Origin of the sequence: Methanobacterium subterraneum, assembly GCF_002813695.1 — an archaeon.
Classification (GTDB): Archaea; Methanobacteriota; Methanobacteria; order Methanobacteriales; family Methanobacteriaceae; genus Methanobacterium; species Methanobacterium subterraneum.
In genome coordinates, this window is sequence record NZ_CP017768.1 from 1,346,916 (window position 1) to 1,363,441 (window position 16,526).

A 16,526-nucleotide genomic window follows, 5' to 3' on the forward strand; every position below is an offset into this window, starting at 1 on the left:
ATCACTTAAATAATAATAATTCAATATTTAATAATAATTATAATCTGGTTTGACCAATAACATACCATCCAATATAATCTGATATGTTGATTATAAATAATATGGTAAATTATGGTACATATTACATATATTATATAATAGTAGTTGGTAGGATAATGCCCACTGCAATATAACTAACATTATACCATCAGGTTATGATAAGAACTTGGTTGGATACTGGTAGATAGATGTGAATATAATATGTATCATTCCCATGCCTTTCAATTTCTAAAAATTCATTAAAAAATTAAAAATCTAACAGCTATTTAGGAGATTTGAATGTTAATTGGCGTTATTTCAGACACTCACATTCCAGAGAGATCCATATATATCCCGGAAAAGGTTTTTGAAATTTTTGAAAATGTAGATCTTATATTACATGCTGGAGATCTTGTTTCACTCCAGGTTAAAGATCAACTGGAAGAAATAGCACCCACCATCTGTGTTCAGGGCAATATGGATCGCTACAAGGGATTAAAACTCCCTGAAAGAGAAAAATTGGATTTGGAAGGCATCCCAATTGGTTTGGCCCATGGAGAAGTTTATCCCCGGGGAGACACTCAGCAGTTACGTTACATTGGTTTGGAGATGGGAGTGGAAGTTTTAATAACTGGTCATACCCACTGGTCCTTCATTAAGGAATTACCCGATATGTTACTGCTTAACCCTGGAAGCCCCACCGTGCCCCGACTATCAGACCCATCAGTGATGATTATAGACCTTAAAGAAAGGAAATTAGATGCTAAGATAGTTAAAATCGGGGATCCAATCTGTAAAGCACTTAATTTTAAAGGAGAAAGATTATAATGAATCAATGGAATCAAGAACATCGAAATGATGAGTATTATAAGAAAGCTAAAAAACAGGATTACCGTTCCAGAGCTTCCTTTAAACTATTACAATTAAACCGTAAATATAAAATAATCAAAAAAGGGGATTCTGTGGTTGATCTAGGGGCTGCTCCTGGCGGATGGTCCCAGGTGGCCCTGGAAGCAGCAGGTGAAGATGGTTTAGTGATTGCTGTGGATCTTAACTGGATAAAACCCTTCCCTGAAGAAAATTTCTGGGGTATAAAAGGGGATTTCACCCAGGAAGAGACTATTAACGAGATTAAACGCACCCTGCAGGGTAAGGCCCAGGTGATCATATCCGATGCTGCCCCTAAACTATCCGGGATTAAGGATCTGGATCAACTCCGAGTCATGGACCTGGCACAAACTGTACTGCAGATTAGCGACAGTGTCCTTAAATATAAAGGTAACATAATTATGAAGGTTTTCCAGGGGGAAGGCTATCCTGAACTCCTGAAGGAGGTTAAAAGAAATTTCCAAACTGTGAGAACCACCAAACCACCATCTTCACGTAAAAAAAGTGGAGAAATGTACATAGTAGGGAGAGGTTTTAGAAGAGCGGGAAAACAGAATTAGGTTATTAAAATTAAAGTTTTTTGATATACCAGTTAAGTTATCCCTAAACTGAATCAATAACTATTATATCACAAATTTGAATTTAAAAATCAAAAAAAATGGGATTTAATATAGAATATCCGGTTTAGTGAATGAATTCATCTAGATTAAATACCATCCCGTTGTTATATTCTTGATCTTATACCGGTTAAACTGGATTTAGCTTTTTCCAGTTGGACCTTGGCGGTTTCAATCCTTGCGGTCACCTCATCAGCAGGTTTACCCACTGAAATAGCACTCTCAACATCACCAATAGCGGACTGAGTTTTAATCAACTCCAATTCTGCAGTATTATAATCCTCTTTCAATTTGGTATTGGAACTTTTTTGAACCTGAATCTTAACATTATCAAATTGAGTTTTTAGACTTGAATACTCTGATCTAAGAGATACTAATTGCTCATTAGCATTATTAGAGCTAGCATCGTCCGATATGAAAGATGAAAGTGATTGGAATCCAAAGTAGGCCAGTATGGCCACTGTGGCCACTATCATCAACACCCCCATAACTGAAATAGTCATGGAAGTAACCTTGAACATTCTTAACCTTGATCTTTTCATTTATTCACCTTGGAACTGAACTTTGTTTAGTAAATTCAATAAACAAAATTTAAACAGGAATTGTATTAAATTATAGAGAGTAGAAGTTATCAGTTAATTCCCACATTCCTTGAATCAACATATTTATTTTTATTTTATAGCAGATAATTTTTTTATTATCATGTATTTCTTTCCAACGAATGTTTCTGTTTATCTATTCCTAGCTAATATATCAAAACAACTCCTTTATATAAAATACCTCACCCAATAATATTATTATAATAATTTTATAAATTATTACTATTTCTTGTTGCCCAAATTCATTTAATTAACAATATAAGTATTTGAAAGAGTTTTAAATAGATTAAAATTAGTTTAAAAGAATTTAGAAAAAATTAAAAGGTTTAAAACCAATACTGGCTTTTTTTAATAAGTTTAATATTTCATGAGAATTTTTTTATAATAGAAGATATTATAGTTAGTCGATGGAAACTTCAGCCGAATCTACAACTGACAAAACTAAAAATCCTGTGGCCAAGTTCGAGGAGTTCTTTAGTACCAAGTATAAAGACACTGTTTATGAAGCTTTGGAGAAATATCCCGAAGACAGATCAGTGTTAGTGGACTACGTAGAGCTAGAGATGTTCGACCCGGACCTGGCCGACCTGATAATCGAAAAACCAGACGAAGTAATCAAAGCCGCTTCCAAGGCCGTTCAAAACATTGACCCCCTTAGAAAAAACGCGGAGCTTCATATTCGCTTCGAAAATGTGCGTAACAACATCCCTCTACGCTTTCTGCGCAGCAAATACATAGGTAAGTTCGTAGCAGTGGATGGAATTGTACGAAAAACCGATGAAATCAGGCCCCGAATTTTAAAAGCCATTTTTGAGTGCCGTAGTTGTATGAGGCTACATGAAGTGCAGCAAAAAAGCAATTTAGTCACTGAACCCGCACTTTGCCAGGAATGCGGAGGTCGGTCATTCCGTATTCTCCAGGAAGAATCAGAGTTCATGGACACCCAAAACACCAAAGTACAGGAACCCCTGGAAAACCTCTCTGGAGGGGAACAACCCCGTCAGATCAACGTGGTACTGGAAGACGACTTGGTAGACACTGTAACCCCTGGAGACGTGGTTAGAATCACTGGAACCATGAAAACCGTTCGGGATGAGAAAACAAAACGTTTTCATAATTACATTTATGGTAACTACATCAGTGCCCTTGAACAGGAGTTCGAAGAGTTAAAGATCAGCCCGGAAGATGAGGAAAAAATCAAAGAACTGGCTGCCAATCCCGATGTTTACAATAAAATAATCAACTCCACCGCACCATCCATAAAAGGATACAGGGAAGTGAAAGAAGCAATAGCCCTACAATTATTCGGTGGATCTGCTAAAGAATTGGACGATAAGACCAGAATCAGGGGAGACATACACATACTCATTGTGGGGGATCCGGGTATAGGTAAGTCTCAGATGCTCAAGTACGTGTCTAAACTGGCCCCGCGTGGTATTTACACCAGTGGAAAGGGTACCAGTGGAGTAGGTTTAACTGCTGCGGCTGTTAGGGATGAGTTCGGTGGTTGGTCATTAGAAGCAGGTGCACTGGTCCTGGGGGATAAAGGTAATGTCTGTGTGGACGAACTGGACAAGATGCGGCCAGAAGATCGATCCGCCATCCACGAGGCCCTGGAACAACAGACCATCAGTATAGCCAAAGCCGGGATCATGGCCACTTTAAACTCACGTTGCTCAGTTTTAGCAGCAGCAAACCCCAAGTTCGGACGTTTTGACCGCTATAAATCAATAGCAGAACAAATTAATCTCCCTTCCACAATTTTATCACGTTTTGACCTCACTTTTGTAGTTGAAGATAAGCCAGATATTGAAAAAGATAGCGCACTGGCCACCCACATTCTTAACACACACCGAGATACTGCAGTACCATATGATATCGAACCCGAACTTCTCAGGAAATACATTGCTTATGCCCGGAGAAATGTCCACCCCCACTTAACCAACGAGGCCATGGATGTGCTTCGAGAGTTTTACGTAGGTATGCGTGGTGGGTCTGTTGATGAAGATTCTCCAGTGCCTATCACAGCCAGACAGCTGGAAGCTCTGGTCCGGTTAGCCGAAGCAAGCTCTAAAATTCGATTGGGAGCCGAAGTTACTCGTGAAGATGCTAAACGGGCTGTCACCCTCCAGGAGAACTGTCTCAAACAGGTAGGATACGATCCAGAGACGGGTAAAGTGGATATTGACAAGGTGGAAGGTCGTACTCCCAAGTCTGATCGAGACAAGATCAGGGTGGTGCAGGAAATTATCAAAGAACTGGAAGAAGAGTACGGCGGACGAGCACCCACCAATATACTTATAACTGAAATGCGAGATAGATATAACATGAGCGAGGAGAAGGTAGAAGACCTGATCCGTCAGTTGAAACGAAAAGGAATCATTTACGAACCCCAGCAAGGTTACCTTAGAGTTGCCTGAGTTGGAATTATGTTAAATTTTTCTTTATTTAAGTTAAATTTAGTTTAACCAGTTTTACGCGAATTTTAGTTGAAGGAGGTATCAAATATGAGCGATTATGAAGAATTACTGGATCGAGCCATTGAACAATTACCGCCACAAGCACTGGAGACCAAAAGGTTCTCAGTACCTAAGGCTTACTCAATAATCCAGGGAAACCGGACTATAATCCAGAACTTTGGAGAAATAGCCGATGCCATGAACCGGGACCCACAACACATCCTTAAATTCCTGTTAAGGGAACTGGGTACTGCTGGGAACCTGGAAGGAAACCGAGCTATTATGCAGGGAAAATTCACCCATTACCTCATTAACGAGCGGATGGAGGACTACGTGCAACGGTTCATCATGTGCCATGAGTGTAACCGGCCAGATACCAGAATAATAAGGGAAGACCGCATATTCCTTCTTAAATGTGAGGCATGCGGCGCTAAGGCTCCTCTAAAGACCCTTTAATTCCCTTTTTTTATTCTATTACTTTTTTAAACTTAGAAAAAATTTTTGTTAAATAAATATTATAGATCTAGATACTATGTTCTGTATTGAATGCGGTAAAGAAGACGAAAAACTGTTTGAAGGTCTCTGCCATTCCTGTTTTGCTGCTAATAATAAATTAATCAGCATACCCCCCGAATTAGAGGTTGAAGTTTGTGCTCACTGTTCATCCCTCCATATGGGAGATAGATGGCAGGAAACAAAACAATCAGAAGAAGATTTAGTTGCAGAGACCATAGCCAAAGCATCAGTAACTGACGTGAATGCTGATGATGTGGTGCTGGAAATAGATCTCATTAATCAAAGGGGATCCCTCCTGGAACTCCTGGTAAAAGCCAACGGGACGGTTTTAGGTGTGCCCATTGAAAGGGAATTTAAGGTTAATGTTAAAATTAATCGTAACGCCTGCCCAGAATGCAGTAAGTATGCCTCAGGATACTACGAAGCAGTCCTGCAGTTACGAGCAGACGAAAGACTCTTGAGTAATGAAGAAATCCAGACCGTGGATGGGATTATAAAAAATCTCCTTGAAAAACTCTCCCGCACCAACCGAATGGCTTACTTATCCCAAAGGTTAATGCTTAAGGAGGGAGTTGATTACTACTTCGGATCATACAAGGCTGCTCGGAAGATATCCAATGCCCTCAAAGAGCAGATGGGGGGAATGATGGGAGAATCACCCCGACTGATGGGCCGGGACAAATCTGCAGGGAAGGACCTCTATCGAATATGGATCTCCCTAAGGCTCCCCATGTTCCAGAAAGGGGACTTTCTGGCCCATGAAAATCATATAGGGCAGGTAATTGATTTGAATGGGAGAAAGATTGTTTCCATGGACCTGGGAACACTGGAGAATATATCCATATCCTGGCGCCAATATGATAATCTGGAAAAGGTGGCCAGCAGGGAAGATGTGAAAACAACCACAGTTACTTCCAAATCCCCCACAGAAATACAGTTATTACACCCTGAAACCTACCAACCCCTGGATTTACCTATGATCCTGGGATTAACTGACTTAAATATCGGGGAAGAAGTGGAAGTAATTGAAATAAAGGGAAAACTGTACATTATCCCCCCTAAAAAGGATATAATAAAAGATAATTGATAATTAGATTAATTTAATATTAAAATCACTACGATAAAACCCATGATGGTGACAACAATGGACATGGATTCTACAATGAACACTATAGAGCAAGGCGCCCTGGAAGTGGTAACTCCAGAAGAACTTAAAAGTAAACTGGAAAAAGATGAAAGAACAGCCTACATTGGATATGAACCATCAGGAAAGGTGCATCTGGGACATGCCATCACTGTGAAGAAGATGATAGACTTGCAGAAGGCAGGTTTTAAGATAAAAATTCTCCTGGCAGATCTTCATGCCTACCTCAATGGTAAGGGAAGTTTAGAGGAAATCAAAAAGATTTCCGAATACAACCAGCGTTGTTTCCGGGCTTTAGGGCTCTCTGAAGATACTGAATTCATTTTGGGCAGTAGTTTTCAGACCGGTGAAGACTATACCATGAAAGTTTACCAGTTAGCCCTTTCCACTACTTTAACCCGGGCTAAAAGGAGCATGGCCCAGATAACCAGGGATGCTGAGGACCATCAAGTGGCAGAGGTCATCTATCCCCTGATGCAGGTGGTGGATATGTTGTTTTTAGGAGTAGACCTGGCAGTGGGAGGTATGGAACAACGTAAGATCCATATGCTGGCCAGGGACAACCTGCCTAAACTGGGATTCCAGTCACCGGTGTGTATTCACACCCCCCTACTGCACGGTACTGATGGCTCGGATAAGATGTCTTCCAGTAAAGAGAACTTCATAGCCATTGATGATGAACCAGCATTGATCACTGAAAAGATCAAAAAGAGTTACTGCCCTGCAGGGGAAGTTGATGGAAATCCAGTTTTGGAGATAGCCCATCATTTCATATTCAGTGAAAGAGACACTCTGCTTATAAAACGACCCAAGAAGTTTGGGGGAAACCTGGAATTAACCCAGACAGAACTGGAACAAATGTATGGGGATGGAGAATTACATCCGCTCGATCTAAAAAATGGGGTTGCGGAGTGTTTGGCGGATATTCTAGAACCAGTACGGGATTTTCTTAAAAATTGAGAAGTAAATTATTCCATACTTGATATCCTAAAAGATTAATTATTAGTACAGGTTAAAGAGAAAATTATAAGCCGAACTATAAGAAATTAGAGGAGATTTGAATAAATAAGAGAATAATAAAATTAATTGATTTTTCATAAATATTGAGGCGATATCTATGGCAGAAGATAGAATAGAAGAAGATGTGATGGGAGAAGATATGCTGTATGAGATGCGGATTCCCCCGGGAATTACTGAAAGGATAATGGCTGAAGTCATAACCAAATTCGATTTGGAACTAAAAACCACTGATGACGGCCCTTTACTCTATGGGAAGAAAGAAAATCTGGAAAATGCCCAAGACCACATTGTAAAAGCCCTTAATCAGCGTATAAAAGAACTTGAAAAAAATGATTAAATTTTTTGAATCCTTTTTTTAGGTTTTTTGATTCTTATCAATTTTTGAATTGATCCAGTTTAGTCTATTACTTTAATTCAAATTTGTTTTTTAAATTCCATCCAAGATCTTATGTCCACTTCTCATTTTTCAGAACGAGAAACTATATGCACATACCCAGTTTAGGGGCAACGATTCTTTTTATATCATCTTGAACTTTGTTAACCCCATTGTTAGCATTAACCACCATGAAGCCATGCTGTTGAGCCAGTTTAAGGTATCTTTGACGGACACTCTCCAGGAAATCCGCATCTTCAAAACTGTCATTACCATCACATCTACTGATGGCAATTCCAACTTCCAGATCCAGTAATATTACCAGGTCCGGTTCCAGGGCATGCTGATTTATCTGAGCTATCCATTCTTCACCATTCTGGTAAGCCAGACTGGAGTAGAATGAACGGTCACTGATAACAATCCGTTTCATTTCTTCCTCTGCATGGATCTTATCCATGAGAAGCGTTCGATCCGCAGCAAAGAGAAGTGCTAATGTCCTCTGGAAACCTTCATCCTGTGCCTTAGGGTCCTGAAGCATCACCCTAATTAACCTACCCACTGGTGAATCAGTAGGTTCTCTAATGCGGGTTACGGTGAAACCACAATTTTCCAGCCATTTACCCAGACGTTCCAGTTGTGTGGATTTTCCGGAACCATCAATTCCCTCCAAACAGATGTACATAGCTTTTCCTATCCTCAAAATAACTAATAAACTTTGGGAAATTCCCAGGATCCACTCGAAAAGCAGGTGAGATTTTCACCGCCCAAAATATTTCAAACCATAATCTCATAATATTTTCATTTCCAATTTAACCAATAAAAAGAAATTATTTAAAGCGTCCTAATTTATTTAACTGAATTATAAATAATCCCGGGTAATAATAGATTTAAAATATATTTTTAATCCCCCTGAACTGTTAAATCATTATAAAATATTATTGTTTCAATTATTTAATCTGATGATGCCCGTGACTCAGTGATTGAAAATCCAAATTCTCTTATAGGTGGAGGAAGTACTAAAGAATCATGGATAATGGCGATATCATAGGTTTAATACTGGTTTATGCATACGTGATACTTTTACTGGTGATTTCCCAGAAATTGATTAAAGAACATCCTAATTTCAGTAGAAAGTTCCTGCACATCATGGTAGGGAACATCTTATTCATATTACCCCTCTTCCAATCAAGATGGGTTATGGCCCTCTTAGTGGCTGCCCCATTTATTCTCCTAACTTTTCTGATAAGCCCTTATTCCCCATTGAAGATAAAAGACAGAATATCCAGTTCCGGTCATGGTCTGGGCCTGGTTTATTATGCCATCTCCTGGACAGTTCTGGCCATTATCTTCTTTGATCAGCCCTGGATTATCGCCGTGGGCATAGCTGCCATGTCCTACGGTGATGGAATGGCCTCACTAGTTGGTGTGAAGTATGGTAAAATTAAATACAACCTCTCCGGAGACACCAAAAGCCTGGAAGGATCCCTGACCATGTTCATAGTACTCGTATGCGTATTATGGGTAGTTTTAGCCTATTATGCAGTGCCAGTTAATCCACTGGTAATAGTAGCGGTGGCAATGGTAGCCACCATCTTGGAAGGACTGACACCGAAAGGCCTGGATAACATTACAGCCTGTTTTTCAGCAGTTATAACTTATATTTTACTGACCATCTAATATTAGAGGATAATATGCGTTTTATTATTATTGACGGACTTGACGGTTCTGGGAAGAGTACTCAAGCGAAATTTATTGAAAAAAGATACATATCCCGCGGGGAGGGTGTTATTCTCAGGGAACACCCTTCTATTGACAATTCTTATGGATTAAAGGCCAAAAAGGCCCTGCTTGGCCGGGGAAAATTGAATAGAATCAAAGCTTCAATTTATTATGCTCTGGATGTTATCCGTTCTGTTAGAAAATATAAGGGTAAATCAGATAACATTATCATGGTCCGTTACCTGATGGGGTTAGCTTACCTGCCCCTTCCCCTGGCACAGCTTCTTTACAGTTTTTTCACCAGGATCCTTCCCACATCACAGTATATGTTCTTCTTAGATCTGGAAGTAGAAGAGTCCCTCAGACGAATGTCCTCCCGTGAGGAAACAGAAATGTTTGAAAACCGGGATGATCTCATTAAGGTACGGGAAAAGGCTTTGAAATTGGCCCAGGGCTGGTATATCATTAACACGGCAGGGAGTATTGGTGAAGTAAATCAAAAGATAAACGAGATTTTGGATGAATTGGATAAACCATGCTGAAATAGTATTTCAATGGATATTCTAGGTTTTTTAAGGATAATCTTTATTAAACAAACATTAAAATAATGATTTAGGAATAAAAAAAAGAATTTATTTTAAAAGATGCAGTTTAATCCACAGCCATTTCCTCAATTTGCTCTTTGGAAAGTTTCAGTATCATGTAATCCCCAATTTCGGCAATATCATCACTGGAGATTAGAACCTGTTTCCGATTGAAGGTTCCGCCCATGGAAATTACCACATTATGGATTAGGCATCCGGCTGGATCAATGATCATATCCTGTATCTTTCCTATTTCCATACCTTCCGTTGCGAGAACTACCTTTCCCTCCAAATTTTTGAATCTTTTTTCTTTAGAGGCTAGATCATCTAGTTTATCCACTTTGATCTTATTCTCCAGCACTTCCCCATTGAATTTTAGCTGAACATAGTCCCCGATAGCAGCTACGTCCTCCTCTTTAACTGCAAAATACTTTTTACTCAAGGCAGATCCTGTGGCTATGAATATCTGTTCAACCATGCATTTTTTTATTGTAACAGCCAGGTCTTCCACCTTTCCCACTTCCTTGGCACCAATATCTATAACCTTCATTCCAATAAAGTCACTGACTCTCATTTTTTACACCCACTTCCATATTTTTTAATATTTTTTATCTTCTTAATGATATAATAGATTATGGGTATTATTCTTATATGGTATTTTTTTCACTGTTTAATGACGGTTAAGGGATTTTATAAAATTAGAAGGAGTGATGGTAATTTTAAATGTTCAAACAATGGGATATACTCCCAAATATAACATCCCATAAATTGCCTTTACCGTTCTTACACATAAAAAAATAAGTGCAATTCTCAACATAATAGTTATGGAAAATCTTTCATATTTCGTAGATTATGTCTTTAGGGGTTATCTAATGATGGGGAAAGACAAACTGGTAGAAAGAATAGAAGAGACAGAACTGGAAAAAACACAGATTGAAAAGGATGTATGGGAGAAACATATCTATTTAGACGAAAACAAAGTTCTTATTATTGGTTATGAAGAGGAAGAATCATTTGATGAACAGAAACCAGGTGAAGAAACCGTTAGGAATTATTATTGGTATTGGGAGCTCCGGGAAACTGAAAGCTGGGATGTTTTATTCGATAATCATGATAAAGAGTTCAATTTTTGTGAATCAGTTTTAGGTGAGTTCACTGACCAGGACCGTGTGGAAGATATGGTGGGAGATATTGAAGAAGAAGATGTGTGCACCTGGAGTGAACAGGACTGGATTGAGGATATTTCTGAAGACATAGCCGAAGAGGCAATTGAATGGTTAGAAAATCTTAAAAAATGAGTTTATTACCAGTTGGTTACTTTCAAAAATAATTGTTCTTAGATTGTGCAAAAAAATATAATTCTAATTCCTAATCCAAAAAATAACTTTCAATTAAAAAAAAAAATGGAAGATTATCCAAAAAAGAAAAAAAATATTTAATTTTTTTAATCTTCACTAGCTTCAAACTCTTCCATTTCACTCTTATCAAATTCGCATCTAATCAATGATCCGAAAACTCCTCCTACTGCAGCAATAACAATTTCAAGCACTAAATAAATGAGACATGTGCTGATTATGCTAACCAGGTAGTCTCCGTATCCTTGCAGATACATCATTGAAATTAGGATTCCATTAACTATTACCCCTCCAATCAAACCCAGTATAGCTCCATTAATAGCTCCATTCTTTTCTGTTTCATTTATAATGAAGCCAACTGCAATTCCAGCCAGTAAAAAGGTGGGTAATACTAAAGTTATTCCGGAAATAATGTCTGAAATTACATAGAGTGTTAAAACCATTGCCACTCCAATTGCTACCGGTCTCCATTTCAAAATCTCTTTAATCACACTATCCACTCCTGATTTTAAAGTATTCATATTAAATTTACAACCCTCAAAAAAAGATGGATATTTGAATGTTGGTCTTCAAATCACTAAACATATTTTTGAGGTGATATTACACTAAGAGTTAACCCTGACTAAGTTTTCAAGTAACTGATTCAAGCACATAGATGAAATGAAGGGAAAATACTCCCCATAGGCGAAATTAAGTTTATTAAGATCATTGAAATTCTTTAAAGTAACCACCTCGAATGCATTTTATTCATTTATATCTCCGAATTCGTCTTTTTACGAAATCCACATCAATCCTTTTAGGAAGATTGTTTAAATAATTATTCCAAATTTTCTACCAATTTCTCTCAAATTGCGCCCAGATTAGGTCAATACTAAAAAGGAAAATAACAAATTCCATCCTCCCCTTGAATAAAAATAAATTAATATTTTTTTTGGAATTCAAACAAGTTGTGGATGTGCCAACCCATATTATAACTTATTTTATAACAATGAATAGTGGTCGAAACACTGGGAGTTATCCATTCTAAGGACCATCTTTCCGGTTTTTGCCACGTCTTTTCATGATTATGAAATATACAACCGCCACAATAATGATTCCAGTGACAATGTTACTCATATAAGCTATTTTATCTTCCAGAATCAGGTAAATATTTCCCGCAAACCAGGCCAGCATTCCCCAGCCAAAAATTTGCACTGCAGAACCCAGGAATGTGGTGATGATGTATTTTTTAAGGTCATACCTGATTAAGCCACAGAAAAGGTTGATGGCTATGCTGGGGATCACTGGAAAACAACGGGCCAGGAACATGAAGATGTCATCATAACGACTATCCTTGAACTTTTTTTCCACATCCAAGACATCATTAACTGAAACTCCCAAATATTTGCTGGTTCGTTCGATGAATGGTGTTCCCAGTTTATAGGCCAGAGTATAGTAAACAAAGGATCCCAGGGTAATCCCTAGTGAGGCAGGGATCACAATTTTCACCAGCAAAGTCCACACTGCAGGCAATGAAAAGCTGGTTCCCTTCAGGATGATGAAAGTGGAACTTAAAACTATTAAACTGGCAGGGATGGGAACAATTATCTGTTCCAGAATACAGCCTAAGAACACTGCCCAGGATACATTGCTGATAATGAAAGATTCTGAAATACTGATTATCTCTCTAAACATACTAACCTCTGATTACCTGATTCTCCTGATGTATTTTTAACATTACTATTGATTGATTGGGTTCTTGATGAATTCTACTCTTAATTAATTTTATTCCCGTTTTTGTATAATATTAGTATGCCCAAGAACATTAAAATACCAAAAAACAGTTGAGTGGCTTCTAAAGACTCTCCCAGAATAATAAATGCAACTACTGCTCCGAAGAGGGAGCTGGTGGAGAATATGGATCCGGTTCGGGTGGATCCTATTTCACGGATGGCAATGTAGGTGAGAACTATTGAAAAACTCATACAACCTAAACCAATGAACAGCAACACCGGGACCATGTTTAAGGGAAGTGTGAAGTTTAATCCCAGGAAAATGCTTATTAAAAATAAGATTAACCCTCCAATTCCACATTTAAGACTGGTGAGGAGAAATATATCCCTCTTGTTACTTAAGAATTTGGTTAGAGTTGTATCCATACTCCAAAAGAAACATGCTGAAACCACCAGGAGGCTCCCTACTAAACTCTGGTCAAAAGTCAAATCCTGTAAGTTATTGGTGCTCAGGAATATGGCCCCTATGAGTAAAAAAATAAATCCAACGATGTCTTTGGCCTTAACCTTTTCCTTTAAGAAGAATATGCCCAGGAGAATAATGAACAGTATTTCAACATTGGTTAAAAGAGCAGCGTTAACAGCGGTTATCTGATTTAAACCAGTTAAATACAATACAGGGGCAATTACGGTCCCAAATATGGCTGTTAAAAATAGGGTCAGGTAGTTTCTTCGTGAAATGTGGATTTGCACCTTGCTTTCCCGGTGGACGATTTCCAGCAAACTATGATGCAGGGGTGAAACTCTTATTAAAAATAGAAATGCACTTGCCAGAAGATAAATCAATGCGGCCAGGGCCAGGGGATGTAGGTAACCCAGTAAAATCTTATCCAGAGAAAACCAAATTCCAAATAGTAATGCAACCATTACTGCACTTAAATATCCCCAAAAACGGTTCAAAATCGCCACCTGCTTAGATTCCCCATAACTGTGAAGATAATTGTTAAACTAATTAAAGTACCTAAATCTATGCCAGTTAGTGGATTATTATAAATGATTTAAAAAGATTACATGTAAACATATTGGATGGTGACAAAATCGTGCCAATAAAAGCACTATTAAGATTATTGAAATAAAGTACTGAAATAAAGTATAAAGCTACTGAAATAAAGCTACTGAAATAAAGCTACTGAAATAAAGCTACTGAAATAAAGCTACTGAAATAAAAGCTATTCAAGTGATTATTAATAAGATGTGGGGAAATAACAGACTGTGGAGTTTTAATCATGAAAACAGCTTATTTACTGGTATTTGATGGGTTATCGGATTGGGAGCCAGGGTTGGCCTTGGCTGAGATGAATAAATCCGCTGATTATCAGGTTAAAACAGTTGGTTTCAGTCAGGACATTGCGGTTACAATGGGCGGTGTTTCCATAATCCCTGATTGTGCCCTTAATGAGATTGACTACAGTGAAGCGGCCATTCTAGTCTTACCTGGCGGTGAAATGTGGGAAAACGATCCAGTGATGGATCTCCTCCCGGTGGTGGGGAAATTCATTGACCTTAAGATACCAGTTGCTGCCATATGCGGACCCACCGTATTTTTAGCCAGACATGGATTCATAGAAAATGTGGCCCACACCAGTAACGGTAGAAACTACCTTAAAAACTTAATAGGAGAATACAGGGGCAATGATTTATATGTTAATCAGCCTTCTGTTTCCAGTGAGGGAATAATCACCGCCAATGGCATAGCTTCGGTGGAATTCGCCCGGGATATACTGGGTGAACTGAGCATTTATGATGAGAATACTTTGAAAAGATGGTATGATTTTTTTAAAACCCCAAACCTGAATGATAATCTCTGACTAAAACTAAGAATCCAGAATCTGACTGGAAAAAAGATTCATGACCTATGAAGGAGATTTAAGATTATAAACTAGATTCTAGACTATGAAAATTAGATTCCATGTTTAATCATCCTTTTTTTCATCCAGTCCCCATTTCTTTCTGAATTTTAATTTTTGCTCGGCGGTCATCCAGTGACTTCCATCACAGTAGGGTTTATTCTCAGATTTACCGCACCTGCAGAGTGTGACCCGGTTACGAGGCTCATAAATTGTACCATCAGATGATTCTACTGGTATTCCTCCCCTCACCCATATTGGACCCTGACATTTCTTCTGTTCATCATGGATAAAAACAATTGATGGTTCAAATTCCTTTTCAAAAGGCTTATCAGTTTTTTTATCCCATAATACCAGCCTTCCAGAGGGGCAGATCATGGCTTCTTCAATGGCGGTTTGCTTTGCTTCAGGATCATCAGAGCGGGCAATCAGATTACGGATTCCACCTGATCGAAGACAAAATCGGGAGTGATCACAGAATTCATGGGCATCAGTTAATCTAAGTTCCGGACCTTCGTATACCTCTGCTTTTTCAACATAAGGCTTTCTACTGGCAGTTTCAGTTCCATCAAACCCTGTTTCATTATGGGCCCCGTCACAGTATGGTTTTTCCTTGGACTCCCCACATCGACAGAGAGTATAAGTCTCCTGGGAAGGTAACTCACTTTCAACAGACAAACCTTTGGTGTGACCTGCTTCATCAGTTATTATTGTTTCTTCAAATAGAGGAACCCCTCCAGAAACAATATAGGGACCGTTTTTAACGATTTTGATCTTCATTTTATCCTTTAACTGATTATTTTTAACCATCGAAAACCCTTCTTTAATGAATTTTATATCTTTATTTAAACTTGACATCATAATTAATTACTGTATATATTTTTGCAAACTGCGCATACCCAAGTGTTTTTAATAGGTGTAAACAACTCTAAAACATCAAGTAACCATTAATAGTCAATAAGCAATTGGGGGTTTTAAACCTGGTTATAACTATATATACTTTGATTCCAGTAGTACTCATTTTAATTGTGATAATAGCCCTTTCTATGCTATGGCCCCTGGCAATCGGTGCTGCATACTCCCCCTCTTCTAAAAGAGTGGTTAGAAAAATGTTAGAAATGGCTGAAGTTCACCCTGAAGACCGGGTTTATGATCTGGGATCAGGGGATGGTCGGATAGTTATTGAAGCTGCCCGCAAATACCAAGCACAGGGTGTGGGGGTGGAAGCAGATCCCCTAAGGGTGGCCTGGTCCCGGTTAAAGATGATGAGAATGGGGCTTCGTTCACAGGTTAAAATTATCTGGGGAAACCTGTTTCACCAAAACCTCAACCATGCCACGGTAGTTACCCTGTTTCTATGGGGGAGAACCAATGAGAATTTAAAGGAGAAACTTCAAGAAGAACTCAAACCTGGAACCAGGGTGGTTTCTTATGTATGGAAATTTAAGGGATGGGAACCGGTTAAGATTGATAAAAAGGAACAGATCTTTCTTTACATAATTGGTGAAAGCGATTGTTATCCCATCCCATTTTAAAAACCAATCCCATTTTAAAAATATTCCCCAACTGAATTTAAAAAGTTCAAACCCCTAATAATAAGTATTAAACCAATTTT

The 16,526-nt window shown here is 38.4% G+C and carries 19 protein-coding genes; 12 read left to right on the forward strand and 7 right to left on the reverse strand.

What is annotated here, in order from left to right:
• Positions 1-318 precede the first annotated feature (318 nt).
• Entirely contained in the window at positions 319-846 is a 528-nt protein-coding gene (locus BK009_RS06450) for a metallophosphoesterase (RefSeq protein ID WP_100905765.1), read from the forward strand.
• Positions 843-1,466: an RlmE family RNA methyltransferase gene (locus BK009_RS06455; RefSeq protein ID WP_100905764.1), complete on the forward strand. Its 624-nt coding sequence runs from the start codon at positions 843-845 to the stop codon at positions 1,464-1,466. Before BK009_RS06450 ends, BK009_RS06455 begins: the two co-directional genes overlap by 4 nt.
• A 164-nt stretch (positions 1,467-1,630) precedes the next feature.
• On the opposite strand, the gene BK009_RS06460 is transcribed toward BK009_RS06455, so the two are convergent.
• The gene (locus BK009_RS06460; protein ID WP_100906967.1) at positions 1,631-2,065 is read right to left on the reverse strand and encodes a hypothetical protein; all 435 of its coding nucleotides are present in this window, start codon (positions 2,063-2,065) and stop codon (positions 1,631-1,633) included.
• A 464-nt stretch (positions 2,066-2,529) separates the two neighbouring features.
• Between BK009_RS06460 and mcm the strand changes: the two genes are divergently transcribed.
• The 5 genes from mcm to BK009_RS06485 all read left to right on the forward strand — a co-directional run bounded on the left by mcm (position 2,530) and on the right by BK009_RS06485 (position 7,598).
• Positions 2,530-4,542, forward strand: coding sequence for a minichromosome maintenance protein MCM (gene mcm / locus BK009_RS06465; protein ID WP_100905762.1), 2,013 nt, complete (start codon positions 2,530-2,532; stop codon positions 4,540-4,542).
• Between the two features lie 87 nt (positions 4,543-4,629).
• Positions 4,630-5,037, forward strand: a complete 408-nt coding sequence (locus BK009_RS06470) for a translation initiation factor IF-2 subunit beta (protein WP_008515652.1) — start codon at positions 4,630-4,632, stop codon at positions 5,035-5,037.
• 76 nt (positions 5,038-5,113) lie between these two features.
• A complete protein-coding gene (locus tag BK009_RS06475) occupies positions 5,114-6,184 on the forward strand; it encodes a 60S ribosomal export protein NMD3 (protein ID WP_100905761.1) in 1,071 nt (356 codons plus the stop codon).
• A gap of 57 nt (positions 6,185-6,241) precedes the next feature.
• Positions 6,242-7,201 (forward strand): tyrosine--tRNA ligase, encoded by a 960-nt coding sequence (locus tag BK009_RS06480; protein ID WP_211290129.1) that lies wholly within the window; start codon positions 6,242-6,244, stop codon positions 7,199-7,201.
• Positions 7,202-7,358: 157 nt separating this feature from the next.
• Positions 7,359-7,598, forward strand: coding sequence for a hypothetical protein (locus tag BK009_RS06485; RefSeq protein WP_394340070.1), 240 nt, complete (start codon positions 7,359-7,361; stop codon positions 7,596-7,598).
• 142 nt (positions 7,599-7,740) lie between these two features.
• On the opposite strand, the gene tmk is transcribed toward BK009_RS06485, so the two are convergent.
• Positions 7,741-8,316, reverse strand: a complete 576-nt coding sequence (gene tmk / locus BK009_RS06490) for a dTMP kinase (protein ID WP_100909273.1) — start codon at positions 8,314-8,316, stop codon at positions 7,741-7,743.
• 344 nt (positions 8,317-8,660) lie between these two features.
• Between tmk and BK009_RS06495 the strand changes: the two genes are divergently transcribed.
• The gene (locus tag BK009_RS06495) at positions 8,661-9,311 is read left to right on the forward strand and encodes a diacylglycerol/polyprenol kinase family protein (protein WP_100905759.1); all 651 of its coding nucleotides are present in this window, start codon (positions 8,661-8,663) and stop codon (positions 9,309-9,311) included.
• Between the two features lie 14 nt (positions 9,312-9,325).
• Complete coding sequence (locus BK009_RS06500; RefSeq protein WP_100905758.1) at positions 9,326-9,895, forward strand: nucleoside/nucleotide kinase family protein; 570 nt, start codon at positions 9,326-9,328, stop codon at positions 9,893-9,895.
• A 109-nt stretch (positions 9,896-10,004) separates the two neighbouring features.
• On the opposite strand, the gene BK009_RS06505 is transcribed toward BK009_RS06500, so the two are convergent.
• Complete coding sequence (locus tag BK009_RS06505) at positions 10,005-10,511, reverse strand: PRC-barrel domain-containing protein (RefSeq protein ID WP_100909274.1); 507 nt, start codon at positions 10,509-10,511, stop codon at positions 10,005-10,007.
• Between the two features lie 298 nt (positions 10,512-10,809).
• Here BK009_RS06505 and BK009_RS06510 point away from each other — a divergent pair, with 298 nt between their 5' ends.
• The gene (locus BK009_RS06510; protein ID WP_100909275.1) at positions 10,810-11,235 is read left to right on the forward strand and encodes a hypothetical protein; all 426 of its coding nucleotides are present in this window, start codon (positions 10,810-10,812) and stop codon (positions 11,233-11,235) included.
• Between the two features lie 146 nt (positions 11,236-11,381).
• Here BK009_RS06510 and BK009_RS06515 read toward each other — a convergent pair whose 3' ends face one another.
• The 3 genes from BK009_RS06515 to BK009_RS06525 all read right to left on the reverse strand — a co-directional run bounded on the left by BK009_RS06515 (position 11,382) and on the right by BK009_RS06525 (position 13,973).
• Positions 11,382-11,783 carry a DUF5518 domain-containing protein gene (locus tag BK009_RS06515; protein WP_100909732.1) on the reverse strand — a complete coding sequence of 134 codons (402 nt, stop codon included), beginning with the start codon at positions 11,781-11,783 and terminating at the stop codon, positions 11,382-11,384.
• A gap of 532 nt (positions 11,784-12,315) precedes the next feature.
• On the reverse strand, positions 12,316-12,966 hold the full coding sequence (locus BK009_RS06520; protein ID WP_100905755.1) for a DedA family protein: 651 nt from the start codon (positions 12,964-12,966) through the stop codon (positions 12,316-12,318).
• An 80-nt stretch (positions 12,967-13,046) separates the two neighbouring features.
• Positions 13,047-13,973, reverse strand: coding sequence for a DMT family transporter (locus tag BK009_RS06525; RefSeq protein WP_236950960.1), 927 nt, complete (start codon positions 13,971-13,973; stop codon positions 13,047-13,049).
• Between the two features lie 317 nt (positions 13,974-14,290).
• On the opposite strand from BK009_RS06525, the gene BK009_RS06530 reads away from it, so the two are divergent.
• Entirely contained in the window at positions 14,291-14,872 is a 582-nt protein-coding gene (locus BK009_RS06530; RefSeq protein WP_100905753.1) for a DJ-1/PfpI family protein, read from the forward strand.
• Between the two features lie 105 nt (positions 14,873-14,977).
• Here BK009_RS06530 and BK009_RS06535 read toward each other — a convergent pair whose 3' ends face one another.
• Complete coding sequence (locus BK009_RS06535) at positions 14,978-15,721, reverse strand: CDGSH iron-sulfur domain-containing protein (RefSeq protein WP_100905752.1); 744 nt, start codon at positions 15,719-15,721, stop codon at positions 14,978-14,980.
• Positions 15,722-15,912: 191 nt separating this feature from the next.
• Between BK009_RS06535 and BK009_RS06540 the strand changes: the two genes are divergently transcribed.
• Positions 15,913-16,446: an SAM-dependent methyltransferase gene (locus BK009_RS06540; RefSeq protein WP_232728050.1), complete on the forward strand. Its 534-nt coding sequence runs from the start codon at positions 15,913-15,915 to the stop codon at positions 16,444-16,446.
• Positions 16,447-16,526: the final 80 nt, after the last annotated feature.